Here is a 25101-nt window from a genome sequence, read left to right on the forward strand (position 1 = left end):
TGATCATTGTAGGCTAGGGCGTGTTAGCACTGGTTGCTTTCACGCCCTATTTTTTAGAAGTTATAAGTGATGTTACCGTAGATGAAACGGCCATCTAAACTATAAGGTGTAAACGCACTATAAGTGAAAATTTGATTAAAGTCGCTGTAACCTATGTTGCTTACAGTATCTTGTGGGTACTGATCAAATAAGTTGTTTGCGCCAACAGCAAATTTCCATTGTGCAGATGGGCGGTATGCCACCTCTAAATCAGTGATCCATTTTGCATCAATGACTTCATCACCTTCTGGTGTGCTTGATGTATCCACCACTTCGCCGTAACGCGTGGCGCGAAGTGTTGTTTGGAAGTTTTCAACGTCCCATGTTGCAGACAAGTTCCACTTATTTGCTGGCGTGCCTTCTTCGAAGCGAGTAATTTCACGACGCGCAAAGTATTCGTAGCTATCACCAAGGGCTTCAAGCTCAGCAGGATTTTCTTTAACATGAGTGACTTCGGTGTCATTAAAGTTAACGGCTGCACTTAAGCGTAAGTCACCGTAGTTCTCAAGCCCTAATGAATAGGTTGCAACAATATCAACACCTTGCGTACGTGAATCAATGGCATTGGTAAAGTAGCGAACGCTTTGAGTATTTTGCTCACCGGCCCCGGCTAAAATAGCTTCTACGGCAGGGCCACTTAAGTTTTCAGACAACACAATACGGTCATCAATGTCGATACGATATGCATCAAGCGTTAAGCTAAAGTTACCTTGCGTAAAAATAAAGCCCGCAGTCATGTTGACTGATTCTTCTGCATCAAGGTCACGAGCACCCAGTGCGCGTGCCGCAGGTTCATCAACAGGGAACAAACCAACTTCACTTGGAATACCATTTTCAAATACCGTGCTTACCGATTTGTAAGACGTTTGTGCAAGTGATGGTGCTCTAAACCCAGTACTAATTGCACCACGCAGAGACAATGATTCATTTACGCTGTAACGAGAAGCCAGTTTTGATGTAAAAGTACTACCAAAGTCACTGTAATCTTCAAAGCGGCCAGCAAGAACCACATTCCAGTCGCTTGTGAGGTAGGTATCAAACTCAGCAAATACAGCGACATTATGGCGGCTTTCATCAGTTGCACTGTCAGGTGAAAAGCCTGCTAAAACTTGTGCACCACCGGCAGCAACAGGGTTGCCTGCATCATCAAGTACCGTGATATAAGAGGCTGTTTCACCTGCTTTAATTTGGTAGTTTTCGTGGCGATACTCTGCACCAATGGTAACAAACACATCGTCAGGTAAGCCTAAATCAAGCGTGTTGCTGGCATCCATGTTAACTAAGTATTGCTCGTACACAAGCGCACCGTTATCAAACTCAGTTGGGCTATTTACGCCCATTGACGTGTTTAAACTGTTGCTAACACCTAAACCAAAGTCATTACGACCATAGTTGCTGCTTAGATCCCATGTCCACTCATTGGTTTCGCCGTTAAGGCCAATAGCAAATGAGTAGTCATCTACGTCGGTATCAATTTGTGGCAAGAAACCGTCAGGATATACGTCAGGTAAGTTACGAGAGTCTTTCGCACGGCGGTAAAAACCAGCCGAATTACCTTTACGGTTTGAGTAACTAGCAAATGAATACAGCGATAACGTGTCGTTAAACTCATAACCTAGGTTATAGAATAGGGCGATATCTTCAATATCGGCTTTACCAAAACGGTGATTATAGCGGTCAAAGTCGAATTCACGTGGATCTAGGTTACCGTTTGCATCGCGGCTATATTGTTCACGCTGGTCAATACCTGAGCGGTTAGTTGGCTCGTTATTACGTGATTCAATTGAAATATTAATAAAGCCATTATCTGCAAATGAGAAACCCGCATTAGCGCTTGCGGTGCGCGAAATACCATCGTTTAACTTGCGGTCAGCACCTTTTGCAAAGCTTAAGTTGCCTTCGCTATCTGCGCTTGTGCCTAATAATTGTGGCGAGCCTGCCATTTGTGTGTCGTACTCACCATAGGTGTAGCTTACACTACCGCCTTCGTCGGCATCTTTTAGTACAATGTTAATTACACCAGCAATGGCGTCAGAACCATATTGCGCGGCAGCGCCATCACGCAGTACTTCTACGCGTTTAATTGCTGAGGTAGGAATATTATTTAAATCAACCGCCGTTGAACCACGGCCCACTGTGCCACCTAAGTTTAATAGTGCACCCGCATGACGGCGTTTACCGTTGACTAATACCAGAGTGTGATCAGGTGCAAGGCCACGTAATACGGCAGGTTTTGCATGGTCAGTGCCATCGGCAAGGGTTGCACTTGGGTAGTTAAAACTAGGCAACTGAGAGGCAAGTACTTGGCTAATTTCAAGCTGACCTGTGCTTGCTAAGTCGCGGCTTGTTAATAAATCAACCGGAACAGTACTTTCTGACAAGCTACGTAAACTACGACGTGTGCCCGTCACTGAAATAACTTCAATATCTTTTGCTGTATTTTCAGCAGGTTGCTCAGCAGCGATTGCAGTCACTGATGCAGCAAGCGTACTTGCGATTGCAAGTTGCAAAGGTAATTTGTTGAATAATGCCATTATTGATTCCCATCTGACTTATCTATTTTAGCGCAGTGTAAAACGCATAATGGGAACAAACAAATAACATAAAAGTATAGTATATGTGTAACTAACGCGACTTGTTAATTAGTTTTTTACGTTGTTAATTATGTGTTTACGCGCTAATGCTGATCTTGTTGCGTCCCTCTGTTTTGGCACGGTACAACGCGGTATCGGCTGCGCAAACTAACGCCTCTGATGTACGGTATTGGTTATTAAATTCACACGCAATGCCTTGGCTTACACTTATTCTAAAATCACTGGGTAAACCTATATCTGTAAATGACATTGTATTGATTTTAATTTGAATATGTTTTGCAATTGCTGCGGCTGTGTCTTTTTGACATCTTGGTAATATAACGGCAAATTCTTCACCACCATAACGGGCTGCTAAACAGTCATGAGAGGGCAGTAATTCTGCAATTATACTCGCTACTTTTTGTAAGCACTTATCGCCTTTAACATGACCGAACCGATCGTTAAATAGTTTAAAATAATCAATATCAATTAATATAGTGCTAATAGCTTGATTTGTTTGCACACTTTCTTGCCAATGTTTTTTTAATGACTCTTCTAATGTAAGGCGGTTTGCAAGGCCTGTTAAGTGATCGGTTGTGGCTTGTTTTATTAAGCGATTATACTGCTCTTTATGTGATGATAAATCATGTAAAACGCAAATAAATAAGTTATCTGCAATAGCGATATTTTTAGGTAAGCTTGATATACATAAATCAGCATCAAGGGTTTTATTGTCGGCACGATTAATTTTAACCTCATTCGGCCCTAAACTAATTGGTGAGTCTTTATGATCTAACCAGCTTAGTAGTGTATACATGTATTTATCGCGGTCGGTATCGTGCAGGTAATGTAATAGGTTTTGACCAATTAACGCCTCTTGATTATCACCAAAAAGTTGCGCAGCCATCGGGTTGGCAAATTCAAACGTACCTTGACCATTGATGATAAAAACACCCTCAGCCATGTGTTGAAACATCTGTGCAACTAAAGCGAGCTGATCTGAGTTTATAGAGTTAGGTAACGCAGCCTCAGCGTGGTTTGTGATTTTGCTTGTTTGTTTATTTTTGTTGTTGGAAATAGACACTCTCGTTCCTTTTTGCCAATGCAAACGTTTTTGGTGTCTATAAAGTTACTTAAAAAAGTGCAAATAAACCTTCTGGTAACCTTCTGGTTTTAAGTTGTTGTTTTTAAAGGCTCCAAGAGTGGAGCCTAAACTAATTTTCCGTATGGAATTTAAAGTTCTTTATCGTTCTTTACTTGGGGGTCTGTGCTTTCATAATTCGTCCCAGCTTTTTCTGCTATAAAAATCATACATACGATACCCTCATTTTCGTCAGTATCGTAGATACTAATTGATTTGCCTCCATCATTGATAATGTAACTAAAATCATTCTTACAGTTTCCCTCTTTATTACTAAATTTGGCACCAGTAAATAAGAAGCCTTCGTCTAGTGTTTCTTTATCAAGGGTATAGATGCCTAAGCTATTTCTTTCATTGACGGTGCCACCACCTGAAACTTCTTTACCACCTTGGTAGTAAGAAAAAATAGCACTACCTTTGTTATCTAAAATAATTTTAACTGAAAAATTATATATCTTATTTTCGCTCATGTTCTTCCTTTGTTTTCTTATAGTTTAAAGTTGTTTATGCCAATGTTTTTTAACTTTTCTGCTATATTTTTCGCTTTTTCTTTCTCTTTGGAGCATATGTACACTTTTATAAGTGGGTAGTTTAATTTTATGCTCTCTGTTTTTTTTGAAATTTTTAATATTGAATTAATAGATTTTTTGCATGTTTCTATTTTTTTTGTTTCTCCGTCAGAAAGAGTGGAAATTAATAGGTTTAACCTGACTTTTGTAATGATGCTTTCTATGCTTTTACTATTAAATATCTTTGCTAATGCGGTTTTGTCGTTTCTTAGCTCGTATAAAAGATGGGTGGCCTTCTTTTTTTTATTAATTTTAATTAAGTAACTTATGATATTTATCATGATGTTTATAGATTCTATATCATTAAGTTTTCTTGCTGATATGAAGTTAATGATTTCACTCTCTACATTAATATCTTCAGCACCCTTCAGCAATAAGTGAAATGCAAGAGAGCGATAGTACGACATTTGAAACTTCTTATTTCTAGGATCTTGTAACAAAGCTTGATGTGCTTTTTCAGATGCGAATTGAGCTTTGAAAAGTGCTAAAGTTTTGTCTGGAAGGTAGCCAAGAAGGTAGCTTTGCTGAATATATGTATTAGAAACATCGCTTAGGATGCTCGCATCATTAGGAAAGCTTTCAAGCATACTTTCGAGTTCATTTGAAGCGCTATCGTACATACTTAATGCTTCGTGAAAGTTACCTAAATGTTCTTCTGTACTAGCTAACCAGCTAATAGTATCAGCCTTGTCTCTTAATAAATTTTTATCATCAGGTTTTAGCTCTAGTGCTCTGTTTTTGAGTTCTAAGGATTGGGTAAAACTCTGTTTTGCTTGCATGTAGTTAAATTGCTTTAAATACAATGAGCCTAACGAGTTGTAAGAATAAGATAACTCCATAATTGAGTTAAAGTCATTGGGGGCTAACGTGTACATTTGCTCGCTGTATTCTTGATACCGTTTAAACCAAGGTTCGGTCGCATTGTAGTCGCTGTTATCATAATGTAATTGCCCAAGCCAAAAAGCATTGGCACCTGCGAGCATCAGTAAATCAAGGTTATTGGGTTGAATTTTTAGTAAAGACTCTAGTCGAACACGGGCATTTTCAAAGGCGGTGAAGGCTTCGTCGGTTTTGCCGCGCGAGTAGGCCACTTCGCCCATGGCCTCTAAGGTTTGAGCGTACTGAAAGCGGTTATTAAACTGAGCTTGTTTATCACTAAAATCAAACAATGACGCTGCTTCTTCGTCTTGATTGGAAAAATACTCAAGAGCCTTATTGCTAATACCATCCAGTAAATCCATGCGCTTAACGCTTCTGAGTTTGTCGGCAAATTCACCGACCATAAAACCCAGTAAACTCTCAGCTTCTTGGCGTTTTTGTTTTGCTACTTGTTCTGCATGGTAGCTGCGCACGCTCATAAATGTGGCAATAAAGGTTAAGCACACAAGTGTTGCTGCCGTGATTTGTAACACACGTTTTTTACGTTTTGCTTTTTTATTCGAGGCTTTTATTAAAGCAAGTTCATCGTTCGACAAGCTAAACATAGGGTTATTAACAAGGCTATGTGCTTCTTGTAAGGGTTTACCTTGCGCTAGTAGAAAGTCGGTGTGTTTGTGCTCAAGCAGCCATCGCTCGGTGGCAAGTTGTACGCGGCTTTTTATCGCTAAGCTTTGTTGATGCACAGCTACCCAATCGATAGCGCGCTGCCAATGGCGCAGCAGTGCTTCGTGGGCAAGGCTAAAACAAGCTTGTTCATTTTTAAGGTGCGATACAAACAAACGGCTGTCGACCATGGCTTGCACAAGCTTAGTTTGTGCGGGGTTTGTAAGCTCGCTCCAACGTGCAGCGCGGCTGGTGAGTGTTTCACCGTCTGGGTTTAGCGTGATAAGCCTTGAAAGCACAACGGCAAGTTCTGCTTGTTGCTCATTGGGTAATTGGCAAAATACCTGCTCGGCTTTTTGGCCAATCGCTCCTTCGATAGTGCCTAGGGCTTGGTACTCAGAAAATAGCAGTTCGTTGTCTGGGCTGCGTTGCAAATACAGCTGCTGTAAAGTGTATTGCAGCATAGGCAGTGCATCAGGGTTATTGGCGGTGTCGTTACACAGCTGCTCATCAAGGGGGGTGTGATGTTCTGGGTGTGTTTGCCAACTTAAACCCGCTGCAAGTGCAGGCAAGCGGATCATTTGCTTTAGCTCTGAGCGTGTGGGTGCTAATAAATCAAAATGTGCGCCATTGGCTTTACCTGCCATTAAACTTGGTTGACTCACCACTTGTGGGTAAAAATCATTACGACAAGCGCTAAAAATGATTATACAGTCACTGGTTGCTAAGCATTCTATGAGTTTTAAAAACTGACTGCGTTCGTCATTTGTGAATAAAGGTGACGATAATAAGACTTCTAAGCGGTCAATAAATAAAAATAAGTAGGGTTTGGTGTGTTCATTATTAAGCTCAGCCAGTGCAGCTTTGCAGCGACTAATAATATGCTCTGGCTGTGAGGTTAATAACTCGCACAGTGTCTCAGCACTCATATCACTGAGCACGGGGGCATCGTTTATTTCTAAATCGAGTAGGGTAGAGGCTAAATCGAGCAATAAGCGGTCTTTATTTACATCGGCAAAGTCTAGTTGGCAGTAACTATGAACACGTATGCCATCATAGCCACTGGTATTCATTAAGGCAGGTAATACACCCGCGTTTACAAGGGATGACTTTCCTGAACCACTCGAACCTAAAATTAAACAAAAGGCACGGCCATATTGAATCTGTGCAGATACTCGCTGTAATAAGGTTTCTATTTGCTTGTTGCGACCAAAAAACACCCCTGCTTGATCAGGCGAAAAAGCACTTAACCCGACAAAAGGCGAGTCACCTTGCCAAGCTGTTTGGCTGGCTTTTTGCTCTTCATCAAGGGGGAAGTTTATATTGGCAATCACGCGGTAACCACGCTTACGAATGGTTTCGATGTACTGCGGGCTACTGGCTTTATCGTCAAATGCTTTACGAAGCTGCGTTATTACCTTGTGTAGTGGGTTATCGCCAAGCGCTACATTTGGCCAGCAGTGGCTGATAATTTCTTCGCTGGTTAACAGTTCACCCTGTTTTTCGCACAACAGCAATAATACATCCATCGCTTTTGGTTCAAGATGTTTGACTTGTTCACCACGTCGTATTGAATTTGTGCTTGGGGTAACTTGCCATTCGCCAACAAAAAACAGCGCCGTACTCATAGTTTATCTTCTTTTTATTATTATCGGATGGACAGATTCAGATTCTGTTCAGGTAATTCTAGATTAATACAATATTATGAGTTTAACAGCAAGTCTGTTGTCTTTTTTGAAACTAAAAAATTCTTTATATGTCGTGTTTATAAAACTTTTTGTAAAGTTTGTTTGACTTTTTGTTTTTGTAGTTTAATCTTTAGTCAAGTTAACTTTACTTTTAAGGTGAGAATAATGAATCAAACAGGATTAACATTTAAACAGCGCAATAAGCAAAATACCTTAAACCTAGCTAAGTGGACGGTAGCGTGGTTGCTAACGCTTGCTATTGCTTCGTTTGGGCCGCATTTTTTATGGCAAGATCAAACGGTGATAACTGTTGCTGCAATCGTTATAAATGCACTTGTTGGCGTGATGATGATTTTAGCAAACAAGCGACAACTTCAGGGCATGGATGAATTACAGCAACGGGTACAACTCAACGCCATGGGGATCACGCTAGGTGCAAGCTTGGTATTTGGGTTAGCCTATTCGTTGTTACAATCGAGCGGATTAGTGCATTTTAACGAAGATATATCACATTTAGTTTTGTTTATGGGCTTGACCTATTTAGTGTGCATTTTAGTTATGAATAAGCAGTTGAATGACGAGGATGAAGCATGAAAAACCGCTTGAAAGTGCTGCGTGCTGAGCATAATTACACTCAAGCAAAATTAGCTGAGTTACTTGATGTATCAAGGCAAACAGTGAATGCCATCGAAAAAGGTAAATTTGACCCAAGTTTGCCACTAGCATTTAAGGCCGCACGTTTGTTTAACTTGAGTATCGAAGAGATATTTCAGGATGAATAAAGGTGTGCAAGCAGTAGGTGGCGTTTAACAGCGAATGTTAAAGCATTCTTGTTAAACGCCATTTCTCTGGACGATATAAAATCGCAGCTACATTTTTGCTAACTTTCGACTCGTAGCTTTTTCATTTGTATCGCGCTTAATGACCACATTAAAAAGCCACCCAAAAAGAGTGCTGCAGATACATAGCCTGTTTGGCTTGGCAGTGCGCCTTCGGCAATCGCCATACCACCAAGCCAAGGACCAATGGCGTTGGCTGTATTAAACGCACATTGCACGAGTGCGCCTATCATTGCATGGCCTTGTGGTGATACATCCATTAACAGCGATTGGATCACAGTACCTAAACCAACGCTAAAGCCAATAAAGAAAATAACCGCATATAACAGCCAAATATTGTGGCTGGCGCTTACATAACTGGCTGCAAATACAACAGCACCAATTAGCGCTGCCCCAGTGGTTTTTAATGGCGAGCGGTCGGCGGCTTTACCCAGTATATAGTTCCCTAAAGTACAGCCAATTCCAAACATAATCATGGCAATAGAAATCGTGTAAGCTGGTGTGTGAGTCACCACTAAAATAGTGTCGGCTATGTAGGTGTAAACACAAAATACGCCACCAAAACCAATAATAATGATACCTAGAATCGTCCACACCAGCTTGTTTTTAAGCACACTGAGTTCATCTAAAATCGACGTGGGTGTCGTATTTTTTACGTTAGGTACGTACTTAACAATGAGTACCAAAGCCACTAAAGCGAGTAACGCAGTACCTGCTAGGCAATAACGCCAACTAAAGTTTTGCCCAACCAGGGTAACCATAGGCACACCGACAATTGTTGCAATGGTTAAGCCCATAAATACTTTTGACATAAAGCTTGCGCGTTTGTCGGCAGGGGCAATGTCGGCGGCGAGTAAAATAGCCGCGGCAAAGTATGCACCATGTGGTAAGCCACTCAAAAAACGAAATAAAATCAGTTGTTCGAGTGAGTTTGCAAAAGCGCTTAAGCCATTAAATAAAAACATCATACTGACAAACATTAAGAGCGCATTACGTTTACGCATATTTGCTGTGGTGATCATAAAAAGCGGTGCACCCACAACGACACCAATTGCATAGGCACTAATGGCATACCCGCTTTGTGCTGGGGTTGATGAAAATGTTTCGCTGATAAGGGGCAGCATTGGCATCATAGAAAATTCAGACAAGCCTAAAATAAACGTGCCCAAAGCCAGTACTATCAGAATGGTAAACGTGCTTACGTTGCCTTGATTATTGGCTACGGTAGTCATGGAGATCCTTTAAAAATTGATTTTGAAAATGCCAGCAACAGGCAGGCTGTTCTGGTATGAGATGTGTGCCCATTGCTATTGTAATACAAATTAACCACACTGATATAGTACTTTTTGGAACGTTCTACATTTGTTTGTTATAAGAAATTAAGCTGAACTTCTTAAGTCTTTGCTGTTCAAAATAAATACATATAAAAAGCCGACTATACTTGGTTTTACTGGCTTGGTTTGAAGGAGAGCATAATGAAAAAGATATTCGCCTGTATCGATGGTTCATGTATGACCAGTGCAGTGACAGAAGCTGCTATTTGGATAGCCAAGCGTACTGATTACCCAATTAACTTTTTACATGCGTTAGAGCCTCCCTTGCCACAAGGCCGCGATGACCTAACCGCGATTATTGGTTTAGGGTCGCAAACGTCCTTACTTGAGCAATTGACAAAACTGGAAGTTGAACGCAACAAAATGGCCTCTGAGCATGGCAAGCTGCTACTTGAAGAGGCGGTAAAAAAAGCACAACATGCAGGAATGACTGCGGTTGAGCATCAGCAGTTTTCTATGAGTTTAGTGGACGCTTTACTTGATAATGAAGACGATGCAAGGGTGATGATTATTGGCCGTTCTGGCAAGGGCCACTATGATGACTTTAAAGTATTAGGCTCACATATCGAAACTTTAATTCGCCAAGTGCATACACCCGTTGCGATTGTGCCGCCACACTTTCATGAGCCAACTAATTTTATGCTTGCCTATGATGGTAGCGAACATACAGACAAAGCAATAACACAGATTATTAACGGGGGGATTTTAACAGGGTTAGATTGCCATTTAGTGATGGTTGATAAACAAGACGGTCAATGCCAAGACAAGCTAGATACAGCCTCGGCAAGGCTGGTTGAGCATGGTTTTAATGTTAGAACCCGTATGCTTGATGGTGATGTATACGAGGCGTTATGGCGTTATAAAAGTGATCACGCCGTTGACTTAATGGTGATGGGCGCATTTGGACACTCTAAATGGCGACAATTCTTTTTAGGCAGCACGACACTAAAAATGCTCGAAGATAGCCGGATCCCTTTGGTGGTGCTGCGCTAATATTCTGACCCCTGCGCACTGGGTGCGACAATATGTCGCGTGTTCAGACTAATTAATGAGTTTTATAATCTACTCATTAATTAACTATCTTATTTTTAAAGAGTTATGAACACGCAATTCTCTCGTCTAGGTTTTTCATTTTCTAAAATTGCAGCAGCACTTAGCTGTGTTTTAAGTATTTCTGTTTTTGCTGATGATTCGATTGAAGTAATCGAAGTACAAGGTCGTGCCCAAAATAATCATCAACTCGTTGGCTCTGCCGATTCATTGTTATCTGATTTAGGCGTTGATTTTTCAGCGGCAGGTGGGGTGTCTAACTTACCTGTTATGAATGGCATGATGGGCGATAGAGTTAAAGTACTCGTTGATGGTGCTGATGTCACTGCGGCGTGTGCTAATCAAATGAACCCGCCATTATCTTATGTGTCGGCGAATCAAATTTCGTCTTACAGCGTGGTTGCTGGTGTGTCGCCGGTGAGCAGTGGTGGCGATAATATTGCTGGTGTTATTAGGGTAAATACGATTGCCCCCGAGTTTAGTGATACAGATTCACTCAATTGGCGTACAGGTTATGTTACCGCTCAGTACAAAAGTGTTAACGACAGCCAAGCGTATGGCCTAGGTGCAAGCCTTGCAAGTAAACAGTTTAGCTTGTCTTATCAAGGCAGCTTTGAAGATGCCAATAGCTATGATGATGGTCATGGTGATCGCGTACTCGATACTTTATACCGTGTGCAAAATCATGCCTTAACGGGTGCTATCCGTGATGACAAGCAGCAGCTTGTAGTTAAATTAAGCCATCAAAAAATTCCCTACCAAGGCTTTCCCAATCAATACATGGATATGACCGATAACACCAGTTACGGATTAGTTGCTCAGTATCAGCGCGAACTTGCAGACAGTCATTTACATGTGCAAGTGAACTATCATGATGTGAAGCACGAAATGGGTTTTTTTAGTGCAGAAAAAACAGGCATGATGCCAATGAATACAGATGCTAAAGACTACAGTTATCAAGTACATTGGCGCACTGACTTATCAAAGCAATCATCATTAATGCTAGGGCACGAATATTATAATTACCGTATTGATGATTGGTGGCCTGCGGTTGCAGGGTCAATGATGATGGGTCCGAACGAATACATTAATATCAATGAAGGAAAACGCGATCGCCTAGGGGCATTTGCTGAGTATCAAAATCAAGTAAACCAAGCTTGGTGGTTATCGGCAGGTGTGCGTGTTGAGCAAGTAACTACAGATACTGGCGAAGTACAAGCTTATAATGAAGGCGGCATGGGTCATATGGGCTCGATGATGGATATGTCGAAAACCGATGCGCAAGCGGCGATGGAATTTAACCAATTAGACCGTAAACGTGACGACACTTTAGTTGATATGAGCCTACTTGCGCGCTACCAATTAACTAACAACGATGAGCTGCAATTTGGCCTTGCACGCAAAAACCGTGCGCCCAATTTATATGAGCGTTATAGCTGGGGTGTTGGTACGATGGCAACCACGATGATCGGTTGGTTTGGTGATGGTAACGGCTATATTGGTAACCCAGATTTAGAAGCCGAAACGGCTCATACTTTGAGCGCTAGCTACACTAAGCTCGCTAAAGACGATAGCTGGCAAATAACAGCAAACATCTGGTACACACAAGTAAGTGATTACATTGATGCTGAGGTGACTAAAAGCTTTAACCGCACTGACATGGTGCATACAAAACGCAATATTCTGACGTTTACGAATCTAGATGCCACACTTTATGGTGCTAAACTTGCTGGATTAGTTGAGCTTCATAATTCAAAGCAAGCAGGAAAGTGGCAATTAAAAGGCTCATTAACCAGTAGTCATGGCGAACGTGATGATAGTAATGAAGACTTATACCAAATCATGCCACTAAACACTAAGCTGAGTTTGGAGCACGAATACAAAGGTTGGCAAAACGCATTGAGCTGGCAGTGGGTTGATAGTAAAACCAATGTTGATGAGCGTCGTTTAGAAAATAAAACCGACAGCTATCAATTATTGGCTATCTCAAGTCAGAAAACCTGGCAAAATTTAACCTTTAAGTTGGCAATTACTAACTTACTTAATGAATACTACCAACAGCCACTCGGTGGGGTGAGTATTGCTAATTACAAGCAAGATATGAGCGCGGGTTTTGAGCAGGTTGCAGGGCAAGGCCGTTCGTATAATGCCAGCATTAGTTATCGGTTTTAGGGAAGAGGCTTTGTATTTGTAGGCATGAAATTTATTCGCGTGTTGCGCGATGTAAAATCGCGCCTACAATCTGCTTACACGCCTCGTGTTACTTAATCGGCAAATAAATATCTGTTTGCAAGTCGCATTCATCAACTTCATGGATGAGGTTGAGGTAATGAAAGAAACACGGGAAATCACGGACTTCTTCACCACTTTGCACTAGCCACTCACGATACAAGTAGTAAACCGTATCGCTAATAGTATCGTGAGAACCCTTGTGGCGCACAACTGCGCAGCGACCTGCTGGAATTTCACCACTTCGCACACCTTGCGGGTTTTCTGTTATAGGGTGTGTGATACTGCCGGCAAAGTCAAAACGAAATGCATGATCTTCAGTTGTGGCAGGGTCGCTATACGGGATCCCGTAAGTGCGACTGGTTTTAACGGGTGAAAAACCAGATTCTTTACGCCACTCAATAAATTTTGCGGCGGTATTCATAAGTGTATTCGCAGAACCTTGGTGCGTAAGTAACGCCACCGGTTGTGCTTTAAAATCAACAATGTTTACATTCATAGGGCAAACCTTTTTGTCAGGTAATGAAAATTCAAACTGTGTGTGCCAATTAGGCCAGTTTGGTTTGCTTCTGAACTCGCTGGGCGACTGCGTAAAAGTGCGCTTAAAAGCACGGCTAAATGCTTCAGGGCTATCGAATTGTGCCTCTAGAGCGATGTCGATAATTTTTATTTGCTGCTCAAACGCGAGCCGAAATGAGGCGCGTTTTAAGCGAGCAAGTTGCGTGTACTTTGTGATGCTTATGCCTACACCAGCAACAAATAAACGATGAAAATGGTATTTTGAGCAACACGCCACCTCACTTAACTTTTCCAGTGATAGGGGCTCATCGAGATGTTGGCTTATATAATCACAGGCCAGCTCAATACGTTGTTGTTGCTTCGTTTTCATGGTTATTCTTTAATGCTTTTCAGAAGTGAGGCCAGTGTGCCATCACCTAAAAGTACCTACCTGATTGAAATTGCGCATTTTGTTTAACATTCACCAATTGTAGGCGTGAAATTTATTTCGCGCGAAGGAAAGTTTATGTTTTGCGTGGTCTTTAAAACGCGCCAAGCAAGCGTGACGCCTACGTATGATATGGGGGAATTTATTTCGTATATTGCGCGATGTAAAATCGCGCCTACGATAACTTTTTAACTTTCTTGTTCAGCTTCTTGCTGTGCTCGCTTTTCGCGTTCTGCTTTTGAGATATAAGCAGGTTTATTGCTTTTATGCAGTTTCTCATTGGCGCGTTTATCTTTTTGTTTAAGTTTAGTGAAGATCTTTTTTCTACGATTCATGGGGTCAACAAACAATAAAATGGGGTGAGCCGACATTGTACCTTGTAATTAATTTTAAGCCGACATATTTTGCTTAAATAAGAGATTTCATGTCAGGGCTATAACCGTTACAATTAAAACGTACTCTCTAAAAACCTTTAAAACTCTGGAGCTTATCTTGAAACATTCATTACTTGCAGCACTTTTATTAAGTGCATTTTCTAGTCAGGCAGCCGTGTCTGAGCAAAGTGAAAAACTGGCTAATTATGCGGTAAAACAGTATCAACAAGCGCAAATACATACCCTTGGAAATTTGGTCTCTTATCCTACGGTAAACAAAGAAGGCCTTGCAACACCAGATAACCCAGACTTTATTGGTTTTAAGTCGTTTTTAAAAATGAAAGCGGCGCAGTTTGGCTTTGATTATCAAGATTTAGGTTACACCGTTCTGATAGGTATGGGTGATCAAAAAGACAAAGTAACGATTGTCACTCATGGAGATGTACAACCTGCTGATGCCAGTAAATGGCAACAAAGCCCATTTAAAATGGATAAAACCTCAGAGCCTGGCAAGCTTATCGCTCGCGGTACTGAAGACGACAAAGGAGCGATTGCGACTGCGCTTCATGCGATGAAGGCGATTAAAGATAACGGTATTACTTTAAATAACCGTATTGAGCTTATGGTTTACCTTGCAGAAGAGTCTGATTGGGCACCATTACAAGAGTTTATGAAAACTTACCAGCAACCAAAATATGCTGTAACCATTGATGCGTCATACCCAGTGGTTGTAGCTGAAAAAGGCTGGAGCTTAATTGCGCCGACTTTTTCTGCAACGTCAGCGCAAACAAGTTTATATGTGAGTGATTTAAAAGGGGGAGCTTTTGTTAGTCAAATCCCTGAAGATGCGAGTGTACTCGTACATAATGCAGACGCGGCAACAGTGGCTAAATTACACGACAATGTAGCGAAACTTAAAAACGTAAAAGTAGCGATTAAAGAGCAAGCAAGCGGTTTATTAGTGCAAGTGAAGGGTACTTCAGCACATTCCTCTGAGCCTGAGTCAGGTGAAAATGCCATTGCCCACTTAGCTGAGGTGTTTAAAGGGGTTGATCTTGAGAACAACAGTGATGGTCAAGCAATTGAGTTTATTAACCAGTTAATTGGCCTTGATTTATATGGTGCACAATTTGGTGATATTGGTTACGAGCATGATTTTATGGGCCCGATGACAGTGTCGCCAACAGTGCTTACTCGCCAAGGTAATGATATTAAATTGTCTGTTAATATGCGCCGCCCTGTAGGTAAAGAAGAAGCTGTGCTCAAGCAGCAAATTAATGAAGCATTGAGTAAATGGCAGTCACGTAATAATGTGACTTTAAAAGACACGGATATCGTGATTGGCACACCAATGTTGTTAGATGGCGCTCCGCATGCACAAGCACTACTTGATATCTTCAAGCACTTTAGCGGTGACCAAGACGCAGGGTTTGTGTCAATCGGTGGCGGCACAAATGCAAAGCTATTTGATAATGCGGTTTCGTTTGGTCCATCAATGCCTGGTAAAAAATACACTGGCCATTCAGAGCATGAGTTTATTACCGAAGAGCAGCTTGCGCTTAACTTAAAAATGTATACAGCGATGATGATGCAGCTTGGTAACATGTAATAGCAATGTTTAAAATGTAAAACGCCACTTTAAAAGTGGCGTTTTCATTTAGAGTTTTTGACTAGAACTGAGCAACAAACCTAATATTATAGAGCTCTCCAGAGCCTCTTTCAGTGTAATTAGCAGTTACATAGTATTGGTCGTTAAAAAAGTACTTACCTTGTAAAACTAACTCAGAATCATCAATACCTGCACCTATGGCATAGTGATTACCAAAATAGTAGCTTAACATGGCATTGCTTGCAGAGTCATAAACACTGTCTTGGTGACCGACATCAACAGTAATATATTGACTACCGCTTAAATGATTAAAGTATCTGGCAGAGATGTTCCAATAGTCGAGTTCATCATCTGTTTCAGCTGTAAAGCCTAGATAATCTTTCTCATTGATTTGGTGGTTATACTGGGCTTTTAGACGCCAATAATCATCACCATACTCACGCTCATTTTTATTTACAGAAACTTTTAATGCATCTGCAAATAAGTAGCCTACACCGACTGTATAGTTATCTGCATCATCAACATCGTAAATTTCACCTGTAACAAACCAGTTTTTGTAAAACCCTTCACCAAACATACCCAGGTAATCATTGTTATCAGCATTAAAGTAATTTACTCGTATGTTTGAGTCTGTATCGAGGTAGCCATAATCATCGAGTACTCCAGAGCTTTGCTGCTCTTCAAAGTAGTAATGGCTTACTAATTGGTAGCCATCAGAGTTATAATCGTCATGCTCGAGGTAAGTGTAATCAATACTGTTGAACCACTGCTTACTCACTTGTTGCTCTGTTGCTAATGAGCAGCTTGAATAGGCGAGTGTTGCAAGTGCAATGGGGGCTAGTTGTTTAAACATACATATCCTTGTTGTATTTTGATTTTCAAGTACTTTGACTTTCAGGTACATAGTACAACAAGTTGGTTAATGTATTGTAATAAAGTGTTAGAAGTACACGAGTAGAGTTAATTTCGAAGTAGATATAAAAAGGCTCAAAACAAATCGTAGTCGCGACTTTATGTCGCGTGATTTATTAACAAAAGCCACCTTGGTTAGAAGGTGGCTATTTTATTTTAATTGAGCTGAGCTGTTAGCGATATTTCTGCATTCATTAATTTAGAAATAGGGCAGCCTTGCTTGGTTTGTTGGCACAACTGGTTAAATTTTTCCTCTGAGATGCCTTCAATTTTGGCACTAACATCAAGTGCAATGTGGCTTACTTCAAAGCCATCATCTACTTCGTCAAGGCTAACAGTTGCCTTGGTTGTAATATCATCAGCTACAAAATCAGCGTCGGTTAACGCCAGTGATAATGCCATGCTAAAGCAGCTGCTATGTGCCGCAGCAATGAGTTCTTCTGGATTGGTGCCTGGCTTGTCTTCAAAGCGGGTGTTGAAACCAAAAGGTTGGTTATCTAACGCGCCACTTTGTGTACTGATTTTACCCTTGCCTGATTTGATATCGCCAGACCAGTTTGTATGAGCCGTTTTTTTAATCGTCATCGTCATCTCCTTTGTAAATAATTTCGGCTAGTGTGAAATGATTTCAGAGTAGTAGGCCGAAAAGTATGATTCAGTAAAGAAGTTGCAACTTAAACGCCAATTTTTCGCTTGGCTTCACGCTTGCAGCGCTCTGAACAATATTTTACATTTTCCCAATCTCGCTGCCATTTTTTACGCCACATAAAAGGCCGCTTGCAGACAGGGCAAGTTTTGCTCGGTAAGTTAAGCTTTTTATGAGCCATGGCGTTGCCTTTTAAGGCTTTTAACGTGTTTTTGAAGCACAACTTTTGCACCCTGTTTCACATCATCGCGTTCTCTAAAAGACCATAATCGGTCCCGAGCTTGTTTTGCTGCTTGCTCTAAATCGACCATGGGCTCTGGGTAGTCTTCGCCGAGTTTAAAGTCATTAAAGAGGGCTTCCATCGGTGGCTGTAGCCATGGCTGATGAAGATCTTCTATGGGTAAACTTTTAAGTTCAGGACACCAGGTTTTAATAAACATACCCTCTACATCTTTGTCCTCAGATTGTTTTATTGGGTTATACAAGCGAATGGTGTTGGTCCCTGTAACTGACGCTTGCATTTGGATTTGTGGGTAATGAATTCCAGGTTCAAAATCTAAAAAATAACGCGATAGAATTAAACTGACAGGGTGCCAATGAATGTTCATATGATGGGTCATAAAACTCACTAACATGGCACGCATTCGAAAGTTTATATAGCCTGTTGCTGCCAAGCAACGCATACATGCATCGATAATAGGGATACCAGTTTGACCTTGTTCAAAGCGTTTTAAGTGCTCTGTAACAAGTTCATCATCTCGGTAAGGATAATGCAGGTAAGCAGGGTTTTGAGGTGAAAACTCCATACCGCACTGGCTTTCAAACTTTTGCATAAAGTGGCAATGCCAATGCAGCCTTGATTCAAATGCATGTAATGAGCGACGCCAGCTTAGAGGCTGCTTTGCTAAATAGTACTTTAGGGTCTGATAAACTTGCCGAAGGCTTAGGTTCCCCCAAGCTAAATAGGGTGAAAGGCGAGAGCAAGATTCTCTACTTTTTGATGGGCTTGAGATACCGCTTTGATAGCCCTTAGCACGTTGTTCAATAAAGCTTTGTAAACAGGCTCTGGCAGCATGAGGGCCGCCATATTGAAACTTTTCATCTTGTTCTGAAAAGCGCTCAGTGTATTTAGCAACTTGATAATTTTTAGGTAAAACGGTTTTAAAGTTGTGCCAATCTGGCGTCACAAGCGGTTGGTTCATCACGCTGTGCCAATGAGCTTGCCAATCAAATTGTTTTGGTCGCGCTCTTATAACAGCACCAAGCGGGGTTTCATGCCATGGGATTGCTTTGTTATTTAACCAGAGTTTTACCTGTCTATCTCGCTCAAAAGTGTTGTAAAGACCTATTTCTTGATGACTATAAACCCCTGCAATATCAAACTCATCACTTAGCATTTCCAGTAATGTAACCATTTCTTGGTTATAAATTGCGATTTCAGCCTTGTATTTTTCGAGTTGCTGGTTGATGTCTTTGAGAGACTGAGCGACAAAACGCCAGTGCCTTAAGCTGTAATGGGGGTCTTCGAGTAACAGCGGCTCAAAATTATAAATAAGTAAGCAAGGCAGGTCTGATGCAATCGCGGTGGCAAGTGGTTGATGATCAGACAGTCTTAGGTCACGTTTGAACCAAACAAGATTCACTTTTTGTTTTTCTGAGCTTGCCATAATAGTTAGGTTGGAAAATTGCCTTGCCCTTTGTACGTAAAAAGCCACAACTTCGATTAATTACTTATGTGATCCACAAAGTTTCCATATTTGTAGCATATTGCCCACACACTTTTGAATGGTATTCAGATTATGCTTACGGTTAATTGAATGACATAAAAGGTTCGCTATGAAGCAATTATCTGTACTTTCTGTTTTAGCTATTTCGTTGTTAGCCACAGCGCCCGCTTGCTTTGCTCGCGATCATCAAGGCGGTCCTCCCCAGCGACCTGACTTTACGACTATTGATACTGATGGTAATGGAGTAATTGATTTTACTGAGTTTAGTGAACAGTCTATGCCAGAAGATATGCTGCAAACCATTTTTAATGACATGGATGCTGATCAAAATGGTGAAGTAACTGAAGACGAGTTTAATAACCACAAACCACCAAAACGTAAGGAAAATCAACGATGATCAACAGTGTTTCATCGGGTGCGAATTTTCAGCCCATGCAACGACCTCAAGCAGAGCCGTTAACCAGTGAACAAACAGAGCTAATGAATGAAACCTTAGCCCAGTTTGACCCTGAAAACTTAACTACAGAAGACGCGCAATCAATTATGCAAACATTTATGGACGCGGGTATTCAACCGGGTCAGGAAATGGAAGCAATTATGGCTGAAGCTGGCTTTGATGCCGCTGAAGTTGGTGAATTAGGTCGTCCTGAAGGTGAACGTCCTCCTGGTCCGCCACCACCGCCGCCAAGTGGTAACTCACTTGAGCAGGTTAATAGCGAAGAAGTTGTCAGTTATTTAGATGAATTGTTAGCGGAATATTCTGATCAACTTGGAGAAGAAGATAAAGAAGCGATACTCGCCTCTGTGCAAGAAAAGTTTGGTTTATCTGAAGGTGACTCGCTGTTATCGGTCACAGCGTAAATTACAAAGCGGTCATGATGACCGCTTTTTATATCTAGTTTTATTTGTCACTTATTAAAGTGAAGCGGCCAAAGCCTTTATTTCATTTTGAGCTGTTTCTAAGCTTTGTTCAGCCCCAGGCATTGCTAACCCTTCCGCGTAGATAAAATCAACATCAGTCATACCAACAAAACCAAGCACATCTTTTAAGTATTTAGTTTGAGTGTCGATATCACTACCTTGGTACACACCACCACGGGCAGCCAGTACCACGACTTTTTTGTTTTCAACTAAACCAACTGCGCCTTGTTCTGTGTATTTAAACGTAATACCAGCACGTGCTATACGGTCAATCCATGCTTTAAACGTTGATGGAATACCAAAGTTATACATTGGCATACCGATAACGATCAGATCGTTGTCGTTAAGTTCGCCAATTAACTCGTCAGAGATGGCTGCAAGTGCTTTTTGCTCATCGCTACGCTCGTTTGCATCAGTCATCCACGCAGCCATTTCTGTTTGCGTTAGGTGATCAATTGCGTTGCTGCTTAAGTCGCGCTGGGTGATCGTTACTTGGTCTTTTTCAGTCAGTTGACTTACAAATGTGTTTGTTAATTTAGTTGAGTTACCGTTTTCACCATTGAGTGAAGAATTTAAAACAAGTACTTTTTTCATTGTGACACCTGCGAATTAGGAAGTTGTTCTAAGTATAAAAAAGTACAAAACAAAATAATAATGCTATTAATCGAGCAATTTGTTCGTTTTAAGCGAATGTTTGTCTGTGGGGGAAGGGAAGCATCATTGTTATTTAGGACGGTACATACGATAAAGAAAGGGCGACCTAAGCCGCCTTTTTATTGATATGCTAATTCAGCATCAATATTACGCATCAAGTTTGTTACCCAGTTGATGTATTGACGGTGAATCTTCTTACCATCGTAATCTAGGTTGATAGAGTCTTTGTAATCAATAGAATATTCTTTTTCATTAAAGCTAATTTCAACTCGTAATTGATGTTTACGAATATCTAACGTGCCTAAAACCTTACCTTCTTGATTTGCACGACATGTCCATCCAAGCTTCATACATGCCTTGAGTATATCGTTCTCGATACTTTTAAGGTCATGGCTCTTATTGGCTACTGTAGGTATAGGGTTAGAGTCAAAGTTACGAATAGGTACACTCGTGCTACATGCGGACAAAGTCAGCAGTGTAAAAAGTGCAAATACTATCTTTTTCATGGTAAGTCCTTTTTGGAATTAAATCAGCGTGATTATGCGCTTTTTTAATAATTTGGTCTAGGTATCTTTTAAAAACCAAGCACTTACTGCACCAGCAAATCCAAGCACACTATAAAATAAGATCAGCTCAGCGGTGCTTAAATAGCTATTTAGCAAGCCTACGCTACCCAATAGCAGCAGTATTAGCCCTATCACAGTATTACTAACTGACACATAATCAGTACGTTTATTCCCTTCAGCCATATCAACTAAGTAGGTTTTTCGGCCGAGGCGAACGCCTTGATGAGCAACTGTGAGTAAAAAATAACACAGTGGTAGTAACCAAAATTCATTGAGTGTTGTGGGGCTAAAATACGCAACTAAATACACGGCTAAGCCATTAAGTGTGACAAGTACGGCTGCGAAAACTAGCACTCGGCGACTCGATAAGTCGCTTAATCTACCCCAAATTGGTGCTGAAACCAGACTGGCAAGGCCAGAAAGAGCCATAAACGTGGCTAGTAGTGAAAAATCAAAGGCTTGTTCACTGGCAAGTACAATATAAAAGGGAGCGCTTAAAGCTGAGCAAAGTAACAATGCACGGGTAATAATAAAGTGGGCAAATTGTTTATCTTGATAGAGAAGTTTTAACTTTTTTAGAGCATGCAACAAGCCGTTTTCAGCGCCTTCGGTTGCACCTTTATATTCCTTTATTTGGCTGTAACTCAGTGCTGCAAAAAGCCACATGAGCGCAGCTAATATGAGAGCAACATAAACCCCATTGTCATAACCTAAATGTTGTAAATACCATAACCCAAGGCCAAAGGTAAGAGTCGCAAAGCCTGCAAAACTGGCTGCAAGACCACTAATGCTCCCTCGTTGCTGTTTTGGAATAACCTTACCCAACACATCTTTTGCTGCAATTGAATTAAAACCGCGGGCAAGGCTAAAGATAATCAAAATACCTATAATCGCAAAGCCTGCACTCGTGCCTTGTAGAGTGAGGGCGCAAATAAGCATAGCGATAATACACACTGCCTGAATGATAGCCCCAACCACCCACACCCATTTTCTAACCGCCAGCTGGCGAATTAAGTGAGCAATAGCAAGCTGCGGTAGCATAGAACCCGACTCACGTATTGGCACAAGCCACGCTATAAAGCTACTAGGCACATTAATACTTTGTAATAACCAAGGAAGCGTAACTTTAGGATTTAAAAGGGCATCGGCAAACTTGCTAAATAACTGACTCACTAAAAGGGTGATAAAGTTACCTGGCACGACCTTGCAGGCCGCTTCATCTATGGCTTTACATGCGCGCGCATCTTCGGTGTTACTAAGGCGTTGGTAGATCTCTTCTTTACTGAGCTTTTTCATGTTTCAAAGTTAATGAGGGGGTTGGTTGTCGCAATGGGCTGCATGGCAGCCCGATAGTTAAAAGTCATTTTTGCTGTGTCGCTCGGCAAGTTGCTCTGCTTCATCACCCCATGTACGGTTAACACGGCGACCACGTTGCACTGCAGGGCGGCGTTCAACTTGTTTTGCCCAGCGCACAACATGGGTATAAGACTCAACATCTAAAAACTCTGCTGCGTCATATAAATAGCCAAGTACAAGGCTTCCGTACCAAGGCCAAATCGCAATGTCAGCAATTGAATACTCACTGCCTGCCATGTAGTCATGATCGCTTAAATGGCGATTGAGTACGTCGAGTTGGCGTTTAACTTCCATAGTAAAGCGGTCTATTGGATACTGCATTTTAAACGGTGCATAACTATAAAAGTGGCCAAAACCACCACCTAAATAGGGCGCAGAACCCATTTGCCAAAATAGCCAGTTGCGACACTCGGTTTTACTTGTGTGGTCGCTTGGAATAAGTGCATCAAATTTTTCGGCCAAGTACTGTAAAATCGCACCCGATTCAAAAACACGGGTAACAGGCTTGGTGCTGTGATCCATCAATGCGGGGATCTTTGAGTTAGGGTTTACGCTAACAAAACCCGACGAGAATTGGTCACCATCAGCAATTTTGATCAAAAACGCATCATAGTCAGCGTCATCAATGCCAAGCTCAAGTAGCTCTTCAAGCATAATAGTGACTTTTTGACCGTTTGGTGTAGCAAGTGAATAGAGTTGTAATGCATGCTCACCCACAGGTAGATCTTGCTGGTGGGTAGCACCTGAAATTGGGCGATTTGTCTTAGCCCATTCGCCACCATTTTCGGCATCCCACTGCCACACTTTAGGCGGCGTATAACTGTCGTTATTACTCATTGAAACTCCTTTATTTGTGCTTTTGTGAATGTCACTACGAGACTACCATCCTAGTTGATCAACGTGAGCAAGGGAAGTAGAGTAATCAAATTATAAATATTAAGGAGGATGGTATGAAAAAACACGGTTTAACGATTGGCTTAGAGCGCGTTGGCAGTACATTTTATTTAACTTTTAAAGTCGTTGGAAAACTCACTCATGATGACTATACAAAACTCACTCCTTTAATTGAAAATGCGCTAGCGTCAGTCCCTCACGCAAAAATCAGAGCCTATGTTGATATTACAGAGTTAGAGGGATGGGAGCTTCAAGCAGCTTGGGATGACTTAAAGTTGGGGCTTAAGCATAACAAGGAGTTTTGCCGCATTGCTTTATTAGGAAATGCGAAATGGCAACAAGTGGCTAGCAAGGTGGGTAATTGGTTTACCAGTGGTGAAGTGAAGTATTTTGAGGATGCGAACATTGCACGTGAATGGTTACATGAATAAGGTGGCCTGTGATAAAGCATAACCAAATAAAGGTGGCGACATTTAACCTTTATAATTATTTAGCGCCACCGAATGCATTTTATGATTTTCAGCGTATTTATAGTGCACAGCAATGGGCAAAAAAACAGCGCTGGTTAGCTGATTATCTTGAAAACCAACAGCCTGATATCATTGGTTTCCAAGAAGTGTTTAGTATTGATGCTCTAAAACAGCAAGTAAGCGAACAAGGTTATCCTTACTTTGCTGTCGTTGATGAACCCACTGTTATTGATGAGTTTATTTATCGTGATCCTGTTGTTGCGATTGCTTCACGCTTTAAAATAGTGGCTGTTGCCAAGGTAGAGTATGATACAGATTACGCAGCGCAAATGGGGCTTAAAGGGTTTCGTTTTAGTCGCGATATTATTCGCGCTACGATAGATGTGCCACATATTGGCGTTGTTGATTGCTATGTACTGCACTTTAAATCAAAGCGTAGCATGATTGATAACGAATACGATGACACCAGCACTGAGCAACAAAACTTACTTAAGCAGTTAAAAGAGCAGATAGCAGGGCGCTGGGCATCAAGCATACAGCGTGGCAGTGAAGCTGCACTATTATTGATAGAAGTCATCAATCGCAGAGCGCAAACTAATAACCCTGTTATTGTAATGGGGGATTTTAATAATGAGTTGCATGACGGTGTACTCAATCATTTAATTGCCGAGCATTTACGCCTCACTGGAAATCGACAAAACAGTGTGTATCGCTCACATTTTACCTTACAGGATAGTTGGCAGCTTTATCAGCGTCATGTAGTGACCGAAAGCGACAGAGAAGCAACCCATTACTTTGGCAGTAGTAGTTCAGTGTTTGATTATATTTTGCTTTCAAGGGAATTTGATGCAGGGTTTCAAAGCAGTTTTTTTGAAGTTGTTGATTACCATACCTATGATCAGCACTTGATCAACCCACAGTTTGCTTATGATGATCAAAGTACCGACCATGGTGTTGTGATGATCACCATGGCACTTAGGAGTTGAAAATTGATAATAGACATAAAACTGATAAGGTAACTA

At 41.2% G+C, this 25101-nt stretch carries 24 protein-coding genes; 9 read left to right on the forward strand and 15 right to left on the reverse strand.

Translation table 11 applies throughout. The annotated features are described in order from the left end of the window. Nucleotides 1-53 precede the first annotated feature (53 nt). The 4 genes from LY624_RS05220 to LY624_RS05235 form a co-directional block, all read right to left on the reverse strand. The gene (locus tag LY624_RS05220; RefSeq protein WP_341804045.1) at nt 54-2573 is read right to left on the reverse strand and encodes a TonB-dependent receptor plug domain-containing protein; all 2520 of its coding nucleotides are present in this window, start codon (nt 2571-2573) and stop codon (nt 54-56) included. Between the two features lie 136 nt (nt 2574-2709). After that, nucleotides 2710-3690, reverse strand: coding sequence for a GGDEF domain-containing protein (locus tag LY624_RS05225; RefSeq protein WP_445936734.1), 981 nt, complete (start codon nt 3688-3690; stop codon nt 2710-2712). A gap of 155 nt (nt 3691-3845) precedes the next feature. After that, the gene (locus tag LY624_RS05230) at nt 3846-4223 is read right to left on the reverse strand and encodes a DP-EP family protein (protein ID WP_237119509.1); all 378 of its coding nucleotides are present in this window, start codon (nt 4221-4223) and stop codon (nt 3846-3848) included. A gap of 17 nt (nt 4224-4240) precedes the next feature. Continuing rightward, nucleotides 4241-7492, reverse strand: coding sequence for an nSTAND1 domain-containing NTPase (locus LY624_RS05235; protein WP_341804047.1), 3252 nt, complete (start codon nt 7490-7492; stop codon nt 4241-4243). Nucleotides 7493-7717: 225 nt separating this feature from the next. Here LY624_RS05235 and LY624_RS05240 point away from each other — a divergent pair, with 225 nt between their 5' ends. Together LY624_RS05240 and LY624_RS05245 are read left to right on the forward strand one after the other, a co-directional pair. Beyond that, nucleotides 7718-8146, forward strand: coding sequence for a hypothetical protein (locus LY624_RS05240; RefSeq protein WP_341804048.1), 429 nt, complete (start codon nt 7718-7720; stop codon nt 8144-8146). Beyond that, on the forward strand, nt 8143-8334 hold the full coding sequence (locus LY624_RS05245; RefSeq protein ID WP_062570454.1) for a helix-turn-helix transcriptional regulator: 192 nt from the start codon (nt 8143-8145) through the stop codon (nt 8332-8334). Before LY624_RS05240 ends, LY624_RS05245 begins: the two co-directional genes overlap by 4 nt. Before the next feature lie 98 nt (nt 8335-8432). Here the strand turns inward: LY624_RS05245 and LY624_RS05250 are convergent, their stop codons facing one another. Beyond that, nucleotides 8433-9623 carry an MFS transporter gene (locus tag LY624_RS05250; protein ID WP_130151188.1) on the reverse strand — a complete coding sequence of 397 codons (1191 nt, stop codon included), beginning with the start codon at nt 9621-9623 and terminating at the stop codon, nt 8433-8435. Nucleotides 9624-9866: 243 nt separating this feature from the next. Between LY624_RS05250 and LY624_RS05255 the strand changes: the two genes are divergently transcribed. After that, nucleotides 9867-10718 (forward strand): universal stress protein, encoded by an 852-nt coding sequence (locus tag LY624_RS05255; protein ID WP_237119506.1) that lies wholly within the window; start codon nt 9867-9869, stop codon nt 10716-10718. A gap of 105 nt (nt 10719-10823) precedes the next feature. Next, nucleotides 10824-12947, forward strand: coding sequence for a TonB-dependent receptor (locus LY624_RS05260; RefSeq protein ID WP_341804049.1), 2124 nt, complete (start codon nt 10824-10826; stop codon nt 12945-12947). A gap of 88 nt (nt 12948-13035) precedes the next feature. Here LY624_RS05260 and LY624_RS05265 read toward each other — a convergent pair whose 3' ends face one another. Together LY624_RS05265 and LY624_RS05270 are read right to left on the reverse strand one after the other, a co-directional pair. After that, complete coding sequence (locus LY624_RS05265) at nt 13036-13893, reverse strand: AraC family transcriptional regulator (protein ID WP_130151191.1); 858 nt, start codon at nt 13891-13893, stop codon at nt 13036-13038. Nucleotides 13894-14138: 245 nt separating this feature from the next. Beyond that, nucleotides 14139-14285 (reverse strand): DUF2986 domain-containing protein, encoded by a 147-nt coding sequence (locus tag LY624_RS05270; RefSeq protein ID WP_130151192.1) that lies wholly within the window; start codon nt 14283-14285, stop codon nt 14139-14141. Nucleotides 14286-14442: 157 nt separating this feature from the next. Here LY624_RS05270 and LY624_RS05275 point away from each other — a divergent pair, with 157 nt between their 5' ends. Then, nucleotides 14443-15933, forward strand: a complete 1491-nt coding sequence (locus tag LY624_RS05275) for a dipeptidase (RefSeq protein ID WP_341804050.1) — start codon at nt 14443-14445, stop codon at nt 15931-15933. Nucleotides 15934-15994: 61 nt separating this feature from the next. Here the strand turns inward: LY624_RS05275 and LY624_RS05280 are convergent, their stop codons facing one another. The 4 genes from LY624_RS05280 to LY624_RS05295 all read right to left on the reverse strand — a co-directional run bounded on the left by LY624_RS05280 (nt 15995) and on the right by LY624_RS05295 (nt 19158). Next, nucleotides 15995-16786 carry a putative porin gene (locus tag LY624_RS05280; protein WP_130151194.1) on the reverse strand — a complete coding sequence of 264 codons (792 nt, stop codon included), beginning with the start codon at nt 16784-16786 and terminating at the stop codon, nt 15995-15997. Between the two features lie 215 nt (nt 16787-17001). After that, entirely contained in the window at nt 17002-17430 is a 429-nt protein-coding gene (locus LY624_RS05285; protein ID WP_130151195.1) for an OsmC family protein, read from the reverse strand. Between the two features lie 89 nt (nt 17431-17519). Next, the gene (locus LY624_RS05290; RefSeq protein WP_130151196.1) at nt 17520-17672 is read right to left on the reverse strand and encodes a DUF2256 domain-containing protein; all 153 of its coding nucleotides are present in this window, start codon (nt 17670-17672) and stop codon (nt 17520-17522) included. Then, nucleotides 17662-19158 carry a cryptochrome/deoxyribodipyrimidine photo-lyase family protein gene (locus LY624_RS05295; protein WP_341804051.1) on the reverse strand — a complete coding sequence of 499 codons (1497 nt, stop codon included), beginning with the start codon at nt 19156-19158 and terminating at the stop codon, nt 17662-17664. The genes LY624_RS05290 and LY624_RS05295 overlap by 11 nt, the downstream gene beginning before the upstream one ends. 169 nt (nt 19159-19327) lie before the next feature. On the opposite strand from LY624_RS05295, the gene LY624_RS05300 reads away from it, so the two are divergent. Both LY624_RS05300 and LY624_RS05305 read left to right on the forward strand, forming a co-directional pair. Next, a complete protein-coding gene (locus LY624_RS05300) occupies nt 19328-19615 on the forward strand; it encodes an EF-hand domain-containing protein (RefSeq protein ID WP_341804052.1) in 288 nt (95 codons plus the stop codon). Next, nucleotides 19612-20079, forward strand: a complete 468-nt coding sequence (locus LY624_RS05305) for a hypothetical protein (RefSeq protein WP_130151199.1) — start codon at nt 19612-19614, stop codon at nt 20077-20079. The genes LY624_RS05300 and LY624_RS05305 overlap by 4 nt, the downstream gene beginning before the upstream one ends. A 54-nt stretch (nt 20080-20133) precedes the next feature. On the opposite strand, the gene LY624_RS05310 is transcribed toward LY624_RS05305, so the two are convergent. From LY624_RS05310 to yghU, 4 genes are all read right to left on the reverse strand, one after another. After that, complete coding sequence (locus tag LY624_RS05310) at nt 20134-20733, reverse strand: FMN-dependent NADH-azoreductase (protein WP_130151200.1); 600 nt, start codon at nt 20731-20733, stop codon at nt 20134-20136. Nucleotides 20734-20912: 179 nt separating this feature from the next. Beyond that, a complete protein-coding gene (locus LY624_RS05315) occupies nt 20913-21299 on the reverse strand; it encodes a membrane lipoprotein lipid attachment site-containing protein (RefSeq protein WP_130151201.1) in 387 nt (128 codons plus the stop codon). A gap of 57 nt (nt 21300-21356) precedes the next feature. Then, nucleotides 21357-22655, reverse strand: coding sequence for an MFS transporter (locus LY624_RS05320; RefSeq protein ID WP_341804053.1), 1299 nt, complete (start codon nt 22653-22655; stop codon nt 21357-21359). 57 nt (nt 22656-22712) lie between these two features. Continuing rightward, a complete protein-coding gene (yghU, locus tag LY624_RS05325; protein WP_130151203.1) occupies nt 22713-23552 on the reverse strand; it encodes a glutathione-dependent disulfide-bond oxidoreductase in 840 nt (279 codons plus the stop codon). Between the two features lie 113 nt (nt 23553-23665). On the opposite strand from yghU, the gene LY624_RS05330 reads away from it, so the two are divergent. Both LY624_RS05330 and LY624_RS05335 read left to right on the forward strand, forming a co-directional pair. Next, nucleotides 23666-24040, forward strand: coding sequence for an STAS/SEC14 domain-containing protein (locus LY624_RS05330; RefSeq protein WP_341804054.1), 375 nt, complete (start codon nt 23666-23668; stop codon nt 24038-24040). Nucleotides 24041-24048: 8 nt separating this feature from the next. Then, entirely contained in the window at nt 24049-25065 is a 1017-nt protein-coding gene (locus LY624_RS05335) for an endonuclease/exonuclease/phosphatase family protein (protein ID WP_341804055.1), read from the forward strand. The last annotated feature ends 36 nt before the right edge of the window (nt 25066-25101 follow it).

It is taken from the genome of Pseudoalteromonas sp. N1230-9, assembly GCF_032716425.1.
In the GTDB taxonomy this organism is placed as follows: domain Bacteria; phylum Pseudomonadota; class Gammaproteobacteria; order Enterobacterales; family Alteromonadaceae; genus Pseudoalteromonas.